Raw genomic sequence first — 15,357 nt, forward strand, 5'->3', positions numbered from 1 at the left:
TCCTGTCAGCAGGAGTGAGGAAACTAGATACCCTTTCGTTACTCGCGACATTTAATTTTACCCATCTGACTGGGTAAAGTAACATCATGCGCGGAACTGAGTGAAGGAGAATGCTCACCGCTAATACTCAACTCATTCGAATGTGTGCTGAGCTCAATCACCTCATAACCTGATACACATAACTCAGCAGCTCGCCTGTGCCAGTATTTATTAACCTGCTCGGGGGTACTATGACCATTACCGTGAAAAGCCACACGATGTACACCTCCACCGAGATCCCAGTCATCATAACCACCACCCACACCATTTTTTTTGTATGGTGTAGCACACCCAATCATGAGTAAAACCGCGGCAAACGGCACAAATCCGATCTTCATCGGTACGGCCCCCTAAATAAGTAAAATCGAGTTAAGACTCGCTACATGGTACAGCCAATAAGTATAGCAGCTGAGTCAACGACCCTTGGGTTATCGCGGCATCGGCCTGCTCGACCACTTTAGGTTTGCCATGTACAGCGACGCCTAGCCCGGCAGTAGCCATCATGATTAAATCATTGGCGCCGTCGCCCATGGCCACGGTTTGTTTAGGTGCAATACCAAACTGTTCAGCCAGAGATTTAAGCACCTCGGCTTTTTTGCTGCCATCAACGACCTCGCCCAGCACTTTGCCAGTCAGCTTATCGTCGGCAATTTCCAATGTGTTAGCAAATACGGCATCCAGCTGCAACGGCGCTTTTAGCGCTTCGGCAAACCAGGTAAAGCCACCAGAGGCAATCGCCAGATGCCAGTGATGTGCTTTGAGCACCGCACACAGCTGGGCGACCCCCTCCATCAGCGGCAGGTTGTCTTTGAGCTGCTGAATAAGCGGCAATTCGACGCCGGACAGCTTAGCAACACGCTGATACAGACTATCGTTAAACGCCAGCTGCCCGGCCATGGCCTGTGCGGTCACCGCAGCAACCTCATCATACACCCCGGCCAGTCTGGCAATTTCATCAATACACTCGATGGTGATTGCCGTTGAGTCCATATCCATTACCAGTAACCCGGGCTTAAGCAAACTGGGCGGCTGGCTGATAGCCGCACCTTGCAGGCCACATTGAGCCGCTACAGCGCGTATGGGCGCACGTACATCGCGTGCCGAATGCGTGTATACAACCAGGCCAGGCGTCATCGTTGCTGTTGGCTGATACAGCGCCAGTTTGGTGACCTCAATATCCGCCTGCTGACACAAGCGCAGAATCTCCTGGACATTCGCACTACTGAGCTCAGCGCCAAAAAAACACAGGTACTGACCATCTTCAGACAGCGGGCTGCTGCCAGGCCTTAGCTGATCTTCGTTTTCAATCTGGTACCACTTTGCTAAGGTAAGAAGCTGCTGAGCAGGCTCAGCGATGGCACGCAACTGGATTGACGCGAGTGACTTTGACATGGATACTCCTGATTGGGGTCATATCCGGCTCATTGAGCCGATGTGTGATTACTTGCTTGGTAACGGTATGCGCCCTTTGTAACATCTTAATCATGGCATGTCAGCAGGCAAACAAGATCTATGAAAAATACACAAGCCCTTGAATATCTCTCCTCGTCACGCAACCGCCGTTTACTGCGTCTGCTGGTCGCGGCAATGTGCTTTTTAACCGTTACCTGGCTGGCCTTTAATACCAGCTTTCGTTCTCATCAATTGTTACACACCAATGCTGATCACACAGGCCGTAGCCTGACTAAACAACTGGCGCTGAATGCTGCCTTGCCGCTCAGTCGCATGGATACGCCTCAACTCAGGGCTTTGTGTAATCATCTCGCCAGTGACGCATTTGTGTTGTCGGTCAGGCTCTACAATCAACAAGGCCAATTTATTATCGGTAATGATGGCCAGGATGCACCACCTGAGATAACCGACTTGCCTCGCCATTTAGCCGGGTTGACTCAGTCTAAGCAGCCCATTGTTGAGCCCATTTATGATACGGAGCAACAACCCCTAGGTTTTGTCAGCGTCGAGTATTTAACCGAATCTGCCATGGCCGAAAGCCACCGCCATTTCCACGAGCTGGGTCGCGTGGTGCTGCTGATGCTGGTTATTGCCTGTATTTTTACCTGGCAAATTGGCCGGGCCTTAAAGCGTTGGGAAGTGAAACGTCAGATCCGCAATAGCGTTGCTGATGAGCAATAGCATTGCCAGTAACCCTAAAAACCTGTATGAACAACCCCAAAGAAAAAAAGTTAAAAATATTGATATTTGGTTGAAATTAAGATAATTTTTAACTTCAAGTTACCAGAATGGGTAATTAGCATACCGCGCTGAGCAATCAATTCAGCGTTGGCACAATTTCAAGTTTAAGGAAAACAAAATGAAATTACAGATCAAAAAGAAAAATATGAAGGTGCTGTCTAATCTAAGTAATTTAGATGCTCAGGCAACGCCAAATGTGGCAGGCGGAACTATTGAAACTCGCCCTGTTTCCTGTCGATACTGGTGCGGTAACAGACAGTCTGACTTCAACTGTAATACTGAGCCAGGCAGACACTGTGTAACAGACTAAGACAACACATGAAGTCTCACAAGAGGGGTGAACCCCTCTTTGCAACAATCAAACCTATCAATATTTGTGCAGCCAAATCCCGGTACTAACATATTCATCCTGGCCGTTATAGGCTTAATATTTCCTGAGACGTCTTGTAAATTACCTCTGCAATGTCTTGAGGGGATTCTTCTCGCATAGCACACAAATGCTCAAACACCTCCACCACCCTTTTAGGTACATTCGGCTGGCCCTGATAACCCGCTAGCGGCATAGAAGGCGCATCGGTTTCCAACACTAACGAGTCTAACGGCACTTGAGTCAGCGTAGTGCGGGTTTTCGCCGCCCGCGGATAGCTGATGGTGCCCCCCACGCCAAGTTTAAAACCCAGTTTGAGATACGTGTTGGCATCTTGCAGTGAGCCGGAAAAGGCATGAATAACGCCGCCGTTTTGAGGGGGCAGTTGCTTAAAGGCCGCTGCCAGCAGATGATGGCTTTTGCGGTGATGGACAATCAGCGGCAACCCAAGCGCATTGGCCAGCGCAATATGCTCAATAAACAATTGCTGCTGCGCGGCGATGTCCTCCACCATGGCATCAATTCCACACTCACCGATGGCCACCAGCTCAGAATAATGCTGATGCGCGAGCTCGGCCAGTTGCGCCATATCACCCGCTTTATGCTGCGCCATAAAATACGGGTGCAACCCAAAAGCGATTTTGACGCCTGGGTACTGCTGTGCAAAAGCGGGCAAGGTGCGACACTGCGCCAAGGTCACGCCCGGCACCACACAGCGCTCAACGCCCAGCGCCTGCGCATCAGCCAAATGCTGTGGCAACTGGTCTCTGAGCTCATCAAAGTCCAGGTGGCAGTGGGTATCAATAAAGCGCATAAGGCACGGCACTATGGGTTCAGACGCTCAACCAGCCACTGTCCGCTTGGGTCTTTTCGATACATAAAGCGATCGTGCAAACGGTGCTCTCCCCCTTGCCAAAACTCAATCTGGTGGGGTTTAACACAGTAGCCACCCCAGAAATCCGGCAGCGGAATATCGCCTTTGGCAAACTTGGCTTTCATGCTGTTAAAGGTTTGCATCAGAGCCTGACGCGAAGACACCGGACGCGACTGTTGTGATGCCCAGGCGGCCAGCTGGCTTTCCTTGGGACGAGACAGAAAGTATTTCGCCACTGCGGTGGTTGGCAGCGGCTCGGCCTCACCATACACAATTACCTGACGCTCCAGATTGTGCCAGGGAAAGTGCAATGAAATTTTGTTATTGCCTTTGAGCTCCTGTGCCTTACGCGACCCGGTGTTGGTGAAAAACACAAAGCCGTTATCGTCCACCTGCTTGAGCAACACAATACGCTGCGACGGCTGGCCGTGTTCATCCACCGTGGCCACTACCATGGCAGTCGGATCGCTGAGGTTGGCGTCCACCGCCTGTTGCAGCCAGTGTTCAAACTGCACAATTGGGTTATCATCCAGCTTCTCGCGGGAGAGGCCATCTTTGGTATATTCGCGACGAATATCATCAAGTTTCATGGTGGTCATTCCTTATATAACACAAAAGGCCGCAATATTGCGGCCTTAGTCTAACATGTAATACGCTGCATGAGCTGTATGAACTCACCCAGGGCTTACATCTGCTCCATCACCTCGATGCCCAGCAGCTCCAGACCTGTGTGCAGTGTTCTGGCAACCAGGTTACACAGCAACAGTCGGCTTTCGCGTACCTCAGCAGCCACATCGTCTTTGAGGATTGGACAGGCCTCGTAGAAGGTCATGTACAGACTCGCCAGCTCGTACAGATAACCACACAATACGTGCGGTGTTGCTTCGCCGATCATCAAGTCTAACACTTCTTCCAGTTGCAGAAGCTTGAGCGCCAGCGCCTTTTCCTGTGGCTCAACAATACTGATGCTGCCACTGAGTGCGGCACTGTCTACTCCGGCTTTGCGGAAGATACTGCGCACACGGGTATAAGCATATTGCAAATAAGGGGCCGTGGCGCCTTCAAAGCTCAGCATGGTATCCCAGTTGAAGATGTAATCACTGGTACGGTGCTTCGACAGATCAGCGTATTTTACCGCACCAATACCCACTTTACGGGCGATTTCAGCACGGGCTTCTTCGCTCAGCTCTGACGCGCGGTCGGCCAGTTTCTCGCTGGCACGGCTCACCGCTTCATCAAGCAGCTCCGCCAGCTTCACCGTACCGCCGGTACGGGTCTTAAATGGTTTGCCATCGCTGCCCATCATAGTACCGAACGGACAGAACTCATAGCTGGTTTCGTCGCGCAGCAGACCCGCTTTGCGGGCAGTCAATTCAACCTGATTAAAGTGCAGGCTCTGACGCGCGTCTACAAAGATCAGGATACGCTCGGCACCCAGCTCATTGGAGCGATAATCACAGGCTGCCAGATCGGTTGTGGCATACAGGAAACCACCGCCAGATTTTTGCACGATAAACACCGACGGCTCACCATCTTTGTTTGCCAGCTCATCCAGGAACACCACCTGCGCGCCCTGATCTTCAACCGCAATGTTTTTCTCTTTTAGCAGCTCGATAATACCGGCCAGACGATCGTTATAGGCACTTTCGGCCATGATGTCGTCGCGAGTCAGCGTCACATTAAGCTTTTTATATACTTCTTCAGAGTGCTTCACTGAGGTGTCGATAAACAGCTGCCACAGTTTCTGACAGTGCGCATCGCCGCCTTGCAGCTTAACCACGTAGTCACGTGCTTTATCTGAGAAACCCTCTTCGTCGTCAAAACGCTTCTTGGCGTCACGATAGAAAGTTTCTAAATCGGCCAGGGCCACATTTTCCAGGTCAATGCCTTGTGTCAGCATGTCTTCCAGATGGGCGATCAGCATACCGAACTGAGTACCCCAGTCACCCACGTGGTTCTGACGTGTGACTTTGTCACCACGGAACTCAAGGGCGCGTACCACCGCATCACCAATGATGGTCGAGCGAAGGTGACCTACGTGCATTTCTTTGGCCAGGTTAGGCGATGAGAAGTCCACCACCACATTTTGTGCCTGAGCGTGTTCAGCGACGCCCAGCTTGGCATCCTGATTAGCCGCTTCCAGGCTGGTTGCCAGGAACTCAGGCTTCAGGTGGATATTGATAAACCCCGGGCCGGCGATTTCGGTTTTTGCAGCCAGGTCACTGACATCCAGATTATCAATGATCTTCTGTGCCAGCTCACGCGGGTTGGTTTTCAGTGCTTTTGCGGCGCCCATTGCGCCGTTGATCTGATAGTCACCAAACTGTGCGCGGGTGCTTTGCGTGACCGCCGGGTTAGTGCCTTCAGGGATCCCTGCCGCGGCCATCGCAGACAGAGCTTTTTCAATCAGAATACTTTTAATGTTCATTGTGTTTCCTTTGGGTCAGTGCCAGCCTGGGCACTGAGCAAACATCATCGGCGCCTCGGGGCGCCGGAATAAAACGCAGCTTTAAACAGTCAGCGAACAATCGGGTCGAATGCACCAGCTTATAGGAAGCGGCGGAGTCAAATCAACCCGAAGCAGGACTTTTGGGGCCACCAAACAAACGGATGCCCCAGTTTAATTTAGTGTTCGCGCGTCTGATGGAATTGTACGTCCGGATAACGCTCCATCGACAGATTCAGGTTAACGCGACTTGGCGCAATATAAGTCAGGTTATCGCCCCCATCCAGCGCCAGATTCTGCTCACACTTACGACGGAACTCTGCCAGCTTCTTCTCATCATCACAGTGCACCCAGCGCGCCGTCTGCACGCTAATGCTTTCATAAATGGCATCGACGTTGTACTCAGACTTCAGACGAGCCACAACCACATCAAACTGCAGCACACCAACGGCGCCTACAATCAGGTCGTTGTTGATCAGCGGACGGAACACCTGCACCGCACCTTCTTCCGACAACTGTACCAGGCCTTTCAGTAGCTGCTTTTGCTTGAGCGGATCTTTAAGACGAATGCGACGGAACAGCTCAGGGGCAAAGTTCGGGATACCGCTGAACTTGAGCTTTTCACCCTGAGTGAAGGTATCACCAATCTGGATAGTACCATGGTTGTGCAAACCAATGATGTCACCGGCAAAAGCTTCCTGTGCACGCTCACGATCACCGGCCATAAAGGTCACGGCATCGGAAATGCTCACCTGCTTACCAAGGCGTACATGGTTCATTTTCATACCCTGAGTGTATTTACCCGACACGATACGCATAAAGGCGATACGGTCGCGGTGTTTCGGGTCCATGTTAGCCTGAATTTTAAATACGAAGCCGGTGAACTTCTCGTCGTCGGCGCTCACTTCACGCTCGTCCGTCTGACGCGGCAACGGCGACGGTGCCCACTCTGTCAGGCCATCCAGCATATGGTCTACACCAAAGTTACCCAATGCTGTACCGAAATACACCGGCGTCAGTTCGCCGCTCAGGAATAGTTCTTTGTCGAATTCATGTGAGGCACCAATCACCAGTTCCAGCTCTTCACGCAGCTGCTCAGCCAGGCTTTCGCCGATGGCGGCATCTAAGTCGGCGTTGTCAAGCCCCTTAATGGTGCGGACGTCCTGAATGGTGTGGCCCTGACCGGTTTGGTACAAAATGGTCTCGTCACGATGGATGTGGTAAACCCCTTTGAACTCTTTACCACAGCCGATCGGCCAGGTAATGGGCGCGCACATGATGTTCAGCTCAGTCTCAACTTCGTCCAGCAACTCCATCGGGTCGCGGATATCCCGGTCCAGTTTGTTCATGAAGGTCACGATTGGCGTATCACGCAGGCGGGTGACTTCCATCAGCTTACGAGTTCGATCCTCAACACCTTTCGCAGCGTCAATTACCATCAGGCACGAGTCCACAGCAGTCAGGGTACGATAAGTATCTTCCGAGAAGTCTTCGTGTCCCGGCGTATCCAGCAGGTTTACCAGGCTGTCGTTGTACGGGAACTGCATGACTGAGGTCGTCACTGAGATACCACGTTCTTTTTCCATGTCCATCCAGTCTGACTTTGCATGCTGGTTGGAGCCACGACCTTTAACCGTACCCGCTTGTTGCAGGGCCTTACCGAACAACAATACTTTTTCTGTGATGGTGGTCTTACCCGCATCCGGGTGTGAGATGATAGCGAAAGTACGTCGCTTATTTATTTCATTGAGGAAAGTCTGATCTGCCATTAGTCAATTCTTTTGGTTATACGCGGATCCATACATGCTGCGCAAAGTGTGCGCACGACACTTTGCAGGGTCATCCGGCGGGTTCATTTTTAATCGTGCACTATTTTCGCCGATCTTGGCACTTTTAACAATCAATGAAGGCAAGTTCAATCAGGATTTCGTGCAACACTAGGTCAATTCTGTCCTGTGCATCTGAAAGTCTGAGTATTATGTGAATATTTTTTGAATAAAATGACGCGGCTGAATATCGTCTGGTAGGATAGTTCCCAATTCCAGAAAAAGACATAACGATATGAACAGCAAGCTTTTTGTAATACCTAAACCGAACCCCAATGCAAAACTCAGACTCTTCTGTTTTCCCTATGCCGGGGGCTCTCCAGCGATATACATGCCCTGGAGTAATGAATTGCACCCCGATGTAGAGCTGGTATTGCTACAGTTCCCCGGCCGGGGCGCTCGAATGGGAGAAGCGGCCCATGTTGACATGCAGCGTAAAGTCGACGAACTACTTGCACATCAGGCGTTTCTGACCGAAAAACCTTATGTTCTGATGGGTCACAGCCTGGGTAGTCGGGTTATTTTTGAAACCACTAAACACCTGGCTAAGCGAAATGCGCCTCTGCCACGCCACCTCATTGCTTCAGGCAGCCGCGCTCCTCATACGTCCTCAGATAAAGAGCGGATCCACAACCTGCCTCACGACGCCTTTGTAGCTGAGTTATATAAGCTCAACGGGACCCCTAAGGAGCTGCTGGAACACAAAGAACTGATGGAGTTGCTGCTGCCCTTACTCAGAGCTGACTTTCAGATTGCCGAGTGCTATCAGGGCGAAGCAATTGCCCTGCCCTGCCCAATCACCGTATTTCACGGATATGAGGATAGTGATATCAGCTCTGAACAGCTGCATGGTTGGCAAGACCTCAGTGACCATACAATTGATATTCACTACTTCCATGGCGATCACTTTTTCATTAATCAATGTCGTGATGAGGTGATCCGAACGGTTAATCAGGTGCTCAGTAAAATACTGTAGTGGCACTTGCCAAAACACCTCTGCTAACCAATGATAAACATACCTGATTACCTGTAGGGATTGAATATGGAAGGCTTACTTCATGCGCTTAGCCTCAATGGTCAGGGTGGCGCGGTGCCTGTCACTGACCTGGCACAGGCACAGGCACAGGCACAGGCACTCCAAGATGAACAGCCAATGTGGTTGCATTTCGACTATACCTGTGAGGCCGTACAACACTTTCTCAGCCAGCTAGATTGCTTACAAGAGTGGGAATGGCAGGCACTACTTGCCGAAGAAACCCGCCCACGCGTTACCCGGGCCAGTCAGGGCTTATTGCTTTTTTTACGGGGCGTTAATCTAAACCCGAGGCAAAATCCCGAAGACATGGTTTCAGTCCGCTGTTTTGTCAGTAAAAACCTGTTGATCACCTGTCGTAAGCGGGTGTTGATCTCTATCGAAGATTTACGTGATGCCTTACTAGATGGTGCAGGTGCGCACACAATTAGCGACCTGACTTGTGCTTTGATTGATCGTCTGACGCACCGTATGCAAGATACACTATGGCAGGTTGAAGAACAGCTGGACGAATTTAAAGAGCAGCTGGATAAAGAAGAATCTCAGCCTGACTACCATCAGATTACCCTGCTTCGGCGCCAGGTGATTTCGTTGAAGCGCTATATTAAACCTCAGCGTCAGGCAATCTATGACCTGATCGATACTAAGGTAAACTGGCTCAGCCTTGAGCAGAGACGGTTATTGGGTGAAGCCAATAATACCCTGAGCCGCTATATTGAAGAACTCGAGGCCAGCATAGAACGCGCGCAGGTTCTACAACAAAGCATCGCCAATCAGCTCAATGAACAACTAAACCAGCGCATGTATATCATGTCCGTTGTCGCGGCCTTATTTTTGCCATTAGGCTTTTTAACGGGCTTGTTGGGTGTCAATATTGGTGGTATCCCAGGCACAGAGAACCCCTGGTCATTTACTGTCTTTGTGATTTCACTGGTGGTGTTAACCGTTGCAGTTGCGATACTATTTAAACGTAGAAAGTGGATTTAAGCGTTTGATATGAAAATAAAAAGAAAGCAACATAAAATGGCGCTCTCGCTAGGGATCGAACCTAGAACTTGGCCTCCGGAGGGCCACGTGATATCCATTTCACCACGAGAGCAACATCTTAGTGGTGCCAATAATAATCATATCGGGCGGCAAATACTAGTCATTGTTGTCTATATGCTTAATTTATGGCCTAAAACTGGAAAAAAGACTTCACATAGAGCGAAATTCGCGATATTTAACTATGCTTAAAACAATAACAATAATGACGACCTGTTAATACAAGGGAAATTGGTCTTCCTGTATTAACATGACATCATCTGAGAGGACCGTATTATGACTCCAATGACCACTGAACAAGTTGCTGAATTTTTAGATGTTAAAGTGGAGCGCGTCAGACGACTGGCACGCGAAAACCTTCTGGTTGCCAAACAACAGGACGACCAGGGCGAACCGATTTTTGATAAAGAAGATGTAGAAAAGTACAAAGAACTGGCACAACGGTTGGGAGGTATTTAGCCCCGCGAAAGGCAGCCCCATCATTTCTTCCCATTTGCTTCGTTTTCAGCCTGTTTTATTGCCCGAATGGTTTCGGGCTGACACGCCTGAGCGAAGCAACTAGCCCCGCCAGACTTTTAGTTGTACCCACAAAGGTCTTATATACTGCTCCAACCCGCGCTGCTGATACCAGGCAATGCTTAGGAGCAGATAAACCTGAACATAGCACTTGAGCTTGTCTTGGGCATAAGCAGGCATAGCAGAGCCAGACAGTGCATAGTACTGACCCAACATAGCATTGCCCTGATGCACTGTCTGTGAAAATGACGTACACAGAGCCGCCAAATCAAAATACCGATCATTATACTGCGCATATTCAAAATCGATAAACACTGGCCCCTGAGCTGTAGCCAGAATATTGTCCCTGACCAAATCATTGTGACAAAAACAGATGTCCGCCTCAAACTGCGCCAACTTCGAGCACAGTTGTGCAGCATATGCAGACTGTGTCAGCACCTGACCCGCCTCTGCCAGAGCAGCATTCAAACTCAGATGTCCGATCTCAGGGAAAGCAAACTGATGTAATGTGTGTAGCCTCGTTAATAGCGCACCATTGAGACGTATAGCCTCATCGCTCTGCGTAACAAAGTCAAATAAGGCCAGCCGGGTGTGCGCATCATAGGCGACCGGAGATTGCGCCACGCCAATCTTTGCCAGCTGACGTTGCGCATCCAATGCCAGTGTGGGCAGCGCATTGGAGTAGCACTTTAGCAGATAGCTCTGCTGCCCTGCCTCCAGGTAGTAATTCTTATTACTTAACCCTTTATCGAGCGGTCGCAGCGTACGGATTGAAACATCTTCAAAGGCCTGCCTGAGCAAACCTTCGAGTTGGGCATTACAAAGCGGCAAGCGGCTTACCCTCTTTGTTTTGATGGACCTCATACCAGCGTACATAGCCCCAACAGACCATCACCGTATAGAAGCCGAACAGCACCAGCGTGGGATAATAGCCCTTGAGATAGTATAGATACATAGAGGCGGCATCGATCACCACCCAGTATAACCAGTTCTCCAGTACCTTGCGGGCAACAAGATAAGTTGTGACCACAGCAAAGCAAGTCGTCAGGCTATCCAGATAGGCCAGTTCAGCATGGGTATAATTGTCCATTACATACCCTATCGCCAGTGCCACAACTAAGGTACTCAGAATGATAACTGCATGGCGTAACAAGGACCAGGACACGATGGGCAGTGACTTGTCCTGCCGACCACTGCGCCACATCCACCAGCCAACCACCGCCATAAACATATAGTAAAAGTTCAGCAACGACTCCATCAGCAATGCACCATTCCAGTACATCACGGTATAGATAAATGTACTGACAAACGCCGCTGGCCAGCACCAGGAGTTTTCCCTAATTGCCAGTAGCAAGTATGCCGCGGATAAAATAACTGCCAGGTACTCCCACATTGACATAGCGGTAAACCCGGCCAGAGTTTCAGTAAGCCACTGCATCATGACTGAGGTGACAGATCGCCACTGATAAATTTGCAGACAAACACTATTTTTCCGAACTGTTCAAATGAGTGCTTCATTTGCTTAGATAATACCGCCATCAGCAGATCATAGTCGCCAAACACTTGGGTAGACATGGTATTTGTTACCACTTTGAGTTCCGGATGTTGATTCAGCCGCTCAATAAAATCTTTGATAAACGGAATATAGTCCGAGTGTAATGGGTATTTGCTGATCTCAACAGAGAGTTGCATAGCAGAGTCCTCGCCAGAGTTATAAAGGTGTTAGTTGCTTAGAAGGTTTAAATTACTGCCACCGTCCGTCAATGTGAGAGGCCGGTAGTTGATCCAATCCTGCTGATAGGAAATCTTATTATCCGAGTTAAAATGCAACACGGTTGTAAACCGCCAGGGCCCCATTTCCCGCCCTTCATACGTAAAGCGGGCGTAGGTACCACGAATAACAGCACGTCTTTGCTGCTCATTGACGATCACCTCGTCCAGTGTAAAGGTTTGTGAGCCATCCAGAATTTGAACATTTCCCGCTGACCAGTTAAAAAATTCAGCAAGCCCCTGCTTATCTTTGACGGCAAACCCATAGAGCATGTCTTCAAGCTGCACATCATCGGCATAATAAGACAAAAAGTGTTCAAAGTCCTGGCGCGCCTGATAGGTCGCGATATAGTTATTTATTTGCTGTTGAAGCTTACTGAGATGGTGTGTTTGCCGGGCGCTGTTTGGGGTCATACCACAGCCCATAGCCAGCATAGTGATCAATAAGATCAGACACAAAAAGACATGAGTTTTAAATGATCCGCGCAAACCTACCTCCGAGTGTGGGTATCTATAAGGTGTCAACCCCGAAATGATACCACACCCGGATTGGATGATCTGTGTTGGCAAGCAACTATGCGCCAACTATCCCCAATGGTTTTGCACTTTCCCACGCACCCCGGGTAAAGTCTGGAATAGTGACTGACTCACTGCGATTTGCAACTGACTGGGCCGACAAGGGCGAGATCACTGACCAGGCCGCGCCATCATAAACATCCTGATCCAGCGGCTCGCCATTGCGTAAACAATAAATCATCCGCCAGAACATTAAGAAGTCCATGCCACCATGACCGCCATTGCGCTCAGCTTCTGCCCCCATCTTCAGCCACAAGGGGTGATCATATTTGGCATACCAGGCACTCATATCCTCATCCCACTCATGAAACGATTTAGTGCCACCGTGTTCCAGCGCAATGCGATTAGGGAACCCGGCAAACACGCCATTGGTGCCCTGGATCAGATTGTGTCGGGAGTAAGGGCGAGGTGTCGTCGTATCATGCTGGATCATGATAGAGCGTCCTTTTACCGTTTTTACCAAGGTTGTATTCATATCACCGGCCACATATTGCCACTGGTTGCGCTGATGGTCCGGCGCAAATTCACGCGCTGCGTAAGCTGCCCGGCCCAGTGCCGGCGAGCTCATTGAGGTTAAATAATCAAACCGGTCACCCCGGTTGATGTTCATATACTGAGAAACCGGTCCCAGGCCATGGGTAGGATAGAGATTGCCGTTACGCTTGGTATGCCACTCAGTGCGCCAGGAGCCGGTTTTATGTTCCAACTCTTTCATCTGCCAGCGCAGCTCATGAATATAAGCCGCTTCACCATGTAACAGTTCACCAAACAGGCCCTGACGCACCATATTCAGCACCATCAGTTCATCACGGCCATAGTTGACGTTTTCCATCATCATACAGTTTTTCTGGGTACGCTCTGCGGTGTCAACCAGTTGCCACATTTCTTCAACTGTCAGAGCCAATGGCACCTCAACAAAGGCATGCTTACCACTTTCCATGGTATCCACAGCCATAGGTGCGTGCCAACGCCACGGAGTTGAAATGATAACGATGTCAATATCATCCCGGGCAAGCATTTCCCGGTACGCAAATTCAGACCCCTGATACAGCGCAGGCGCTTTTGCACCACGCTCAGCGAGGTAGTTTGCTGAACGCTGCAGAACGGCATCATGCGTATCGCACAGGGCAACTATCTCAGCCCCGTCGATATGGCTCATGCGTTTAACATGACCATACCCCCGCTGGCCCACGCCAATGAAACCGACACGAACAATGTCCATTTTTGGCGCTACCAGGCCAATCACTGATTTACCCTGGCGCTCGGGTACATATTGCAACGGGTCTGCTTTGCTCTGTGCACACCCAGATACGACGCCTGCGGCCGCTGCAACCCCGGCAGCTTTGAGAAAATCCCGGCGATTTAAATTTGTCATTATTATTATCCTCGAAGATACTTCCCCTGAACGCTAACGGATTGTACACAGGGTTGCAAAAGCATTGCGACAAACAGATATCTAATCGGTACAAAAGGATGTTCAAGATCACCACAATGGCGCGATGCGTGTTTCAGGCGTAAAAAAAGCGCCATTGCGGCGCTTTTCCCATCTTTTAAACATTCAGGCGGCATCAATAATATGACTCAACTGAACCTGCTTCGCGACGATATCCTGATACAACGCAAACTGGTTTCTCGCGCGTTGTAGGTTGTGCTCAGAATGTTTAGTGGCAAAATAATTATCTCCATCCAGGTAGTCTGTCAAAAAGCGTAAACCAATCATAAATGGCATAACTTTCGCGCCAAGAATAAAGCTGTGCTTTTCTGTGTCGGTCAGGCTCGCTGACAGAGGCCCTTTGTAACCTTTTACCAGCGCAGCAAATATCTCTTCTCGCACCCGAACATTCGTCAGATTAGTTGAATCCTCTGCTTCCGGAGAACAGAAAGTTCGAACCATGTCACCAAAATCATAAAGCCAGTAACCAGGCATACAGGTATCGAGATCAATGACGGCTCGAGCTTTGTTTGATTCTGAACAGAACAGCATATTATTGATCTTGGTGTCGTTATGACACGCTCTCAATGGCAATTGCGCTTCCACCTCGGCCACCTCTTGCGCAAGTGAAAATTGTGCTCGGCAGAACGCAACTTCCTCCTGACACAAAGCTGCACGCCCCAGCGGATCACGACTGAGAGTGTTTTCAAACATCTCTATGCGCATTGCCAGATTGTGAAAATCTGGAATCACGTGATGGAGCTGAGTCGCATCAAAATCATCTAATGCAGAAGCAAACTGACCAAAAGCACTCGCTGCAACAGCAGCCTTCACTTCGCTGTCGACGACATCTTCACTGTAACTACCACCTATAAACTCCAGTGCCCGCCAGACTTCGCCCTCGATGTGTACCAAGTAATCACCGCTAACTGTTGAAACATGACGAATGATTGCTAATTCATAGCCTCCATCTCTGGCTTTATTCTCCAGGTGTTGTTCGATTTTTCTCGCATTTTTGACTAACTGCTCAGGCTCTGGAAAAACAACTGTATTGAGTTTTTGCACAACCAAAGCGCGCTGCTTGTTCTTTAGCAACATCGTTGTATTGATATGTCCATTGCCGATAGGACGAAGAGAAACAGACTCTCCATGCAGACCAAATTGCTGCGACAAGACTTCTGCAATTGCGCGATTTTTCATTGTAACCTCATTGCCACTCTCAATACTGTGACAGGTGATAG

The 15,357-nt window shown here is 49.7% G+C and carries 17 protein-coding genes and 1 tRNA gene; 5 read left to right on the plus strand and 13 right to left on the minus strand.

Annotation, left to right across the window (positions count from 1 at the left end):
- Nucleotides 1-38: 38 nt before the first annotated feature.
- A complete protein-coding gene (locus NH568_RS12360) occupies nt 39-377 on the minus strand; it encodes a hypothetical protein (protein ID WP_253047815.1) in 339 nt (112 codons plus the stop codon).
- A gap of 31 nt (nt 378-408) precedes the next feature.
- Nucleotides 409-1,431: a phosphoserine phosphatase SerB gene (serB, locus tag NH568_RS12365; RefSeq protein WP_253047817.1), complete on the minus strand. Its 1,023-nt coding sequence runs from the start codon at nt 1,429-1,431 to the stop codon at nt 409-411.
- Nucleotides 1,432-1,551: 120 nt separating this feature from the next.
- Between serB and NH568_RS12370 the strand changes: the two genes are divergently transcribed.
- Together NH568_RS12370 and NH568_RS12375 are read left to right on the plus strand one after the other, a co-directional pair.
- Nucleotides 1,552-2,172, plus strand: a complete 621-nt coding sequence (locus tag NH568_RS12370; RefSeq protein WP_253047819.1) for an AhpA/YtjB family protein — start codon at nt 1,552-1,554, stop codon at nt 2,170-2,172.
- Between the two features lie 178 nt (nt 2,173-2,350).
- Nucleotides 2,351-2,542, plus strand: coding sequence for a hypothetical protein (locus tag NH568_RS12375; protein ID WP_253047821.1), 192 nt, complete (start codon nt 2,351-2,353; stop codon nt 2,540-2,542).
- A gap of 106 nt (nt 2,543-2,648) precedes the next feature.
- On the opposite strand, the gene NH568_RS12380 is transcribed toward NH568_RS12375, so the two are convergent.
- From NH568_RS12380 to prfC, 4 genes are all read right to left on the minus strand, one after another.
- Nucleotides 2,649-3,413, minus strand: coding sequence for a TatD family hydrolase (locus tag NH568_RS12380; RefSeq protein WP_253047823.1), 765 nt, complete (start codon nt 3,411-3,413; stop codon nt 2,649-2,651).
- A gap of 11 nt (nt 3,414-3,424) precedes the next feature.
- Entirely contained in the window at nt 3,425-4,063 is a 639-nt protein-coding gene (pdxH, locus tag NH568_RS12385) for a pyridoxamine 5'-phosphate oxidase (RefSeq protein WP_253047825.1), read from the minus strand.
- A gap of 95 nt (nt 4,064-4,158) precedes the next feature.
- Nucleotides 4,159-5,901, minus strand: coding sequence for an arginine--tRNA ligase (argS, locus tag NH568_RS12390; protein WP_253047827.1), 1,743 nt, complete (start codon nt 5,899-5,901; stop codon nt 4,159-4,161).
- A 197-nt stretch (nt 5,902-6,098) separates the two neighbouring features.
- Nucleotides 6,099-7,688 (minus strand): peptide chain release factor 3, encoded by a 1,590-nt coding sequence (prfC, locus tag NH568_RS12395; protein ID WP_253047829.1) that lies wholly within the window; start codon nt 7,686-7,688, stop codon nt 6,099-6,101.
- A 292-nt stretch (nt 7,689-7,980) separates the two neighbouring features.
- On the opposite strand from prfC, the gene NH568_RS12400 reads away from it, so the two are divergent.
- Both NH568_RS12400 and NH568_RS12405 read left to right on the plus strand, forming a co-directional pair.
- Nucleotides 7,981-8,721, plus strand: a complete 741-nt coding sequence (locus NH568_RS12400; RefSeq protein ID WP_253047831.1) for an alpha/beta fold hydrolase — start codon at nt 7,981-7,983, stop codon at nt 8,719-8,721.
- A gap of 66 nt (nt 8,722-8,787) precedes the next feature.
- On the plus strand, nt 8,788-9,765 hold the full coding sequence (locus NH568_RS12405; RefSeq protein ID WP_253047833.1) for a zinc transporter ZntB: 978 nt from the start codon (nt 8,788-8,790) through the stop codon (nt 9,763-9,765).
- A gap of 37 nt (nt 9,766-9,802) precedes the next feature.
- Here the strand turns inward: NH568_RS12405 and NH568_RS12410 are convergent.
- A tRNA-Arg gene (locus tag NH568_RS12410) sits at nt 9,803-9,877 on the minus strand.
- A 221-nt stretch (nt 9,878-10,098) separates the two neighbouring features.
- On the opposite strand from NH568_RS12410, the gene NH568_RS12415 reads away from it, so the two are divergent.
- Nucleotides 10,099-10,281 (plus strand): helix-turn-helix domain-containing protein, encoded by a 183-nt coding sequence (locus NH568_RS12415; RefSeq protein WP_054015953.1) that lies wholly within the window; start codon nt 10,099-10,101, stop codon nt 10,279-10,281.
- 99 nt (nt 10,282-10,380) lie between these two features.
- Here NH568_RS12415 and NH568_RS12420 read toward each other — a convergent pair whose 3' ends face one another.
- The 6 genes from NH568_RS12420 to NH568_RS12445 form a co-directional block, all read right to left on the minus strand.
- Nucleotides 10,381-11,169 (minus strand): choline kinase family protein, encoded by a 789-nt coding sequence (locus NH568_RS12420; RefSeq protein ID WP_253047835.1) that lies wholly within the window; start codon nt 11,167-11,169, stop codon nt 10,381-10,383.
- Nucleotides 11,156-11,776, minus strand: a complete 621-nt coding sequence (pnuC, locus tag NH568_RS12425; protein ID WP_253048003.1) for a nicotinamide riboside transporter PnuC — start codon at nt 11,774-11,776, stop codon at nt 11,156-11,158. The genes NH568_RS12420 and pnuC overlap by 14 nt, the downstream gene beginning before the upstream one ends.
- Nucleotides 11,776-12,030 carry a hypothetical protein gene (locus NH568_RS12430; protein WP_253047837.1) on the minus strand — a complete coding sequence of 85 codons (255 nt, stop codon included), beginning with the start codon at nt 12,028-12,030 and terminating at the stop codon, nt 11,776-11,778. The genes pnuC and NH568_RS12430 overlap by 1 nt, the downstream gene beginning before the upstream one ends.
- A 30-nt stretch (nt 12,031-12,060) precedes the next feature.
- Entirely contained in the window at nt 12,061-12,597 is a 537-nt protein-coding gene (locus tag NH568_RS12435) for a nuclear transport factor 2 family protein (protein WP_253047839.1), read from the minus strand.
- Between the two features lie 85 nt (nt 12,598-12,682).
- Complete coding sequence (locus NH568_RS12440) at nt 12,683-14,059, minus strand: Gfo/Idh/MocA family oxidoreductase (protein ID WP_253047841.1); 1,377 nt, start codon at nt 14,057-14,059, stop codon at nt 12,683-12,685.
- 183 nt (nt 14,060-14,242) lie between these two features.
- Nucleotides 14,243-15,316 (minus strand): aminoglycoside phosphotransferase family protein, encoded by a 1,074-nt coding sequence (locus tag NH568_RS12445; RefSeq protein ID WP_253048005.1) that lies wholly within the window; start codon nt 15,314-15,316, stop codon nt 14,243-14,245.
- Nucleotides 15,317-15,357 lie beyond the last annotated feature (41 nt).

The sequence above is a fragment of the Pseudoalteromonas sp. XMcav2-N genome (assembly GCF_024124545.1).
Classification (GTDB): domain Bacteria; phylum Pseudomonadota; class Gammaproteobacteria; order Enterobacterales; family Alteromonadaceae; genus Pseudoalteromonas.

What these genes read in the sequence shown, in the direction of transcription:
- NH568_RS12440 (WP_253047841.1), bottom strand. Translation starts at nt 14,059, where the DNA reads ATGACAAATTTAAATCGCCGGGATTTTCTCAAAGCTGCCGGGGTTGCA.
- pnuC (WP_253048003.1), bottom strand. Translation starts at nt 11,776, where the DNA reads ATGCAGTGGCTTACTGAAACTCTGGCCGGGTTTACCGCTATGTCAATG.
- NH568_RS12360 (WP_253047815.1), bottom strand. Translation starts at nt 377, where the DNA reads ATGAAGATCGGATTTGTGCCGTTTGCCGCGGTTTTACTCATGATTGGG.
- NH568_RS12400 (WP_253047831.1), top strand. Translation starts at nt 7,981, where the DNA reads ATGAACAGCAAGCTTTTTGTAATACCTAAACCGAACCCCAATGCAAAA.
- NH568_RS12430 (WP_253047837.1), bottom strand. Translation starts at nt 12,030, where the DNA reads ATGCAACTCTCTGTTGAGATCAGCAAATACCCATTACACTCGGACTAT.
- NH568_RS12445 (WP_253048005.1), bottom strand. Translation starts at nt 15,316, where the DNA reads ATGAAAAATCGCGCAATTGCAGAAGTCTTGTCGCAGCAATTTGGTCTG.
- prfC (WP_253047829.1), bottom strand. Translation starts at nt 7,688, where the DNA reads ATGGCAGATCAGACTTTCCTCAATGAAATAAATAAGCGACGTACTTTC.
- NH568_RS12370 (WP_253047819.1), top strand. Translation starts at nt 1,552, where the DNA reads ATGAAAAATACACAAGCCCTTGAATATCTCTCCTCGTCACGCAACCGC.
- serB (WP_253047817.1), bottom strand. Translation starts at nt 1,431, where the DNA reads ATGTCAAAGTCACTCGCGTCAATCCAGTTGCGTGCCATCGCTGAGCCT.
- NH568_RS12405 (WP_253047833.1), top strand. Translation starts at nt 8,788, where the DNA reads ATGGAAGGCTTACTTCATGCGCTTAGCCTCAATGGTCAGGGTGGCGCG.
- NH568_RS12415 (WP_054015953.1), top strand. Translation starts at nt 10,099, where the DNA reads ATGACTCCAATGACCACTGAACAAGTTGCTGAATTTTTAGATGTTAAA.
- argS (WP_253047827.1), bottom strand. Translation starts at nt 5,901, where the DNA reads ATGAACATTAAAAGTATTCTGATTGAAAAAGCTCTGTCTGCGATGGCC.
- NH568_RS12380 (WP_253047823.1), bottom strand. Translation starts at nt 3,413, where the DNA reads ATGCGCTTTATTGATACCCACTGCCACCTGGACTTTGATGAGCTCAGA.
- NH568_RS12375 (WP_253047821.1), top strand. Translation starts at nt 2,351, where the DNA reads ATGAAATTACAGATCAAAAAGAAAAATATGAAGGTGCTGTCTAATCTA.
- pdxH (WP_253047825.1), bottom strand. Translation starts at nt 4,063, where the DNA reads ATGAAACTTGATGATATTCGTCGCGAATATACCAAAGATGGCCTCTCC.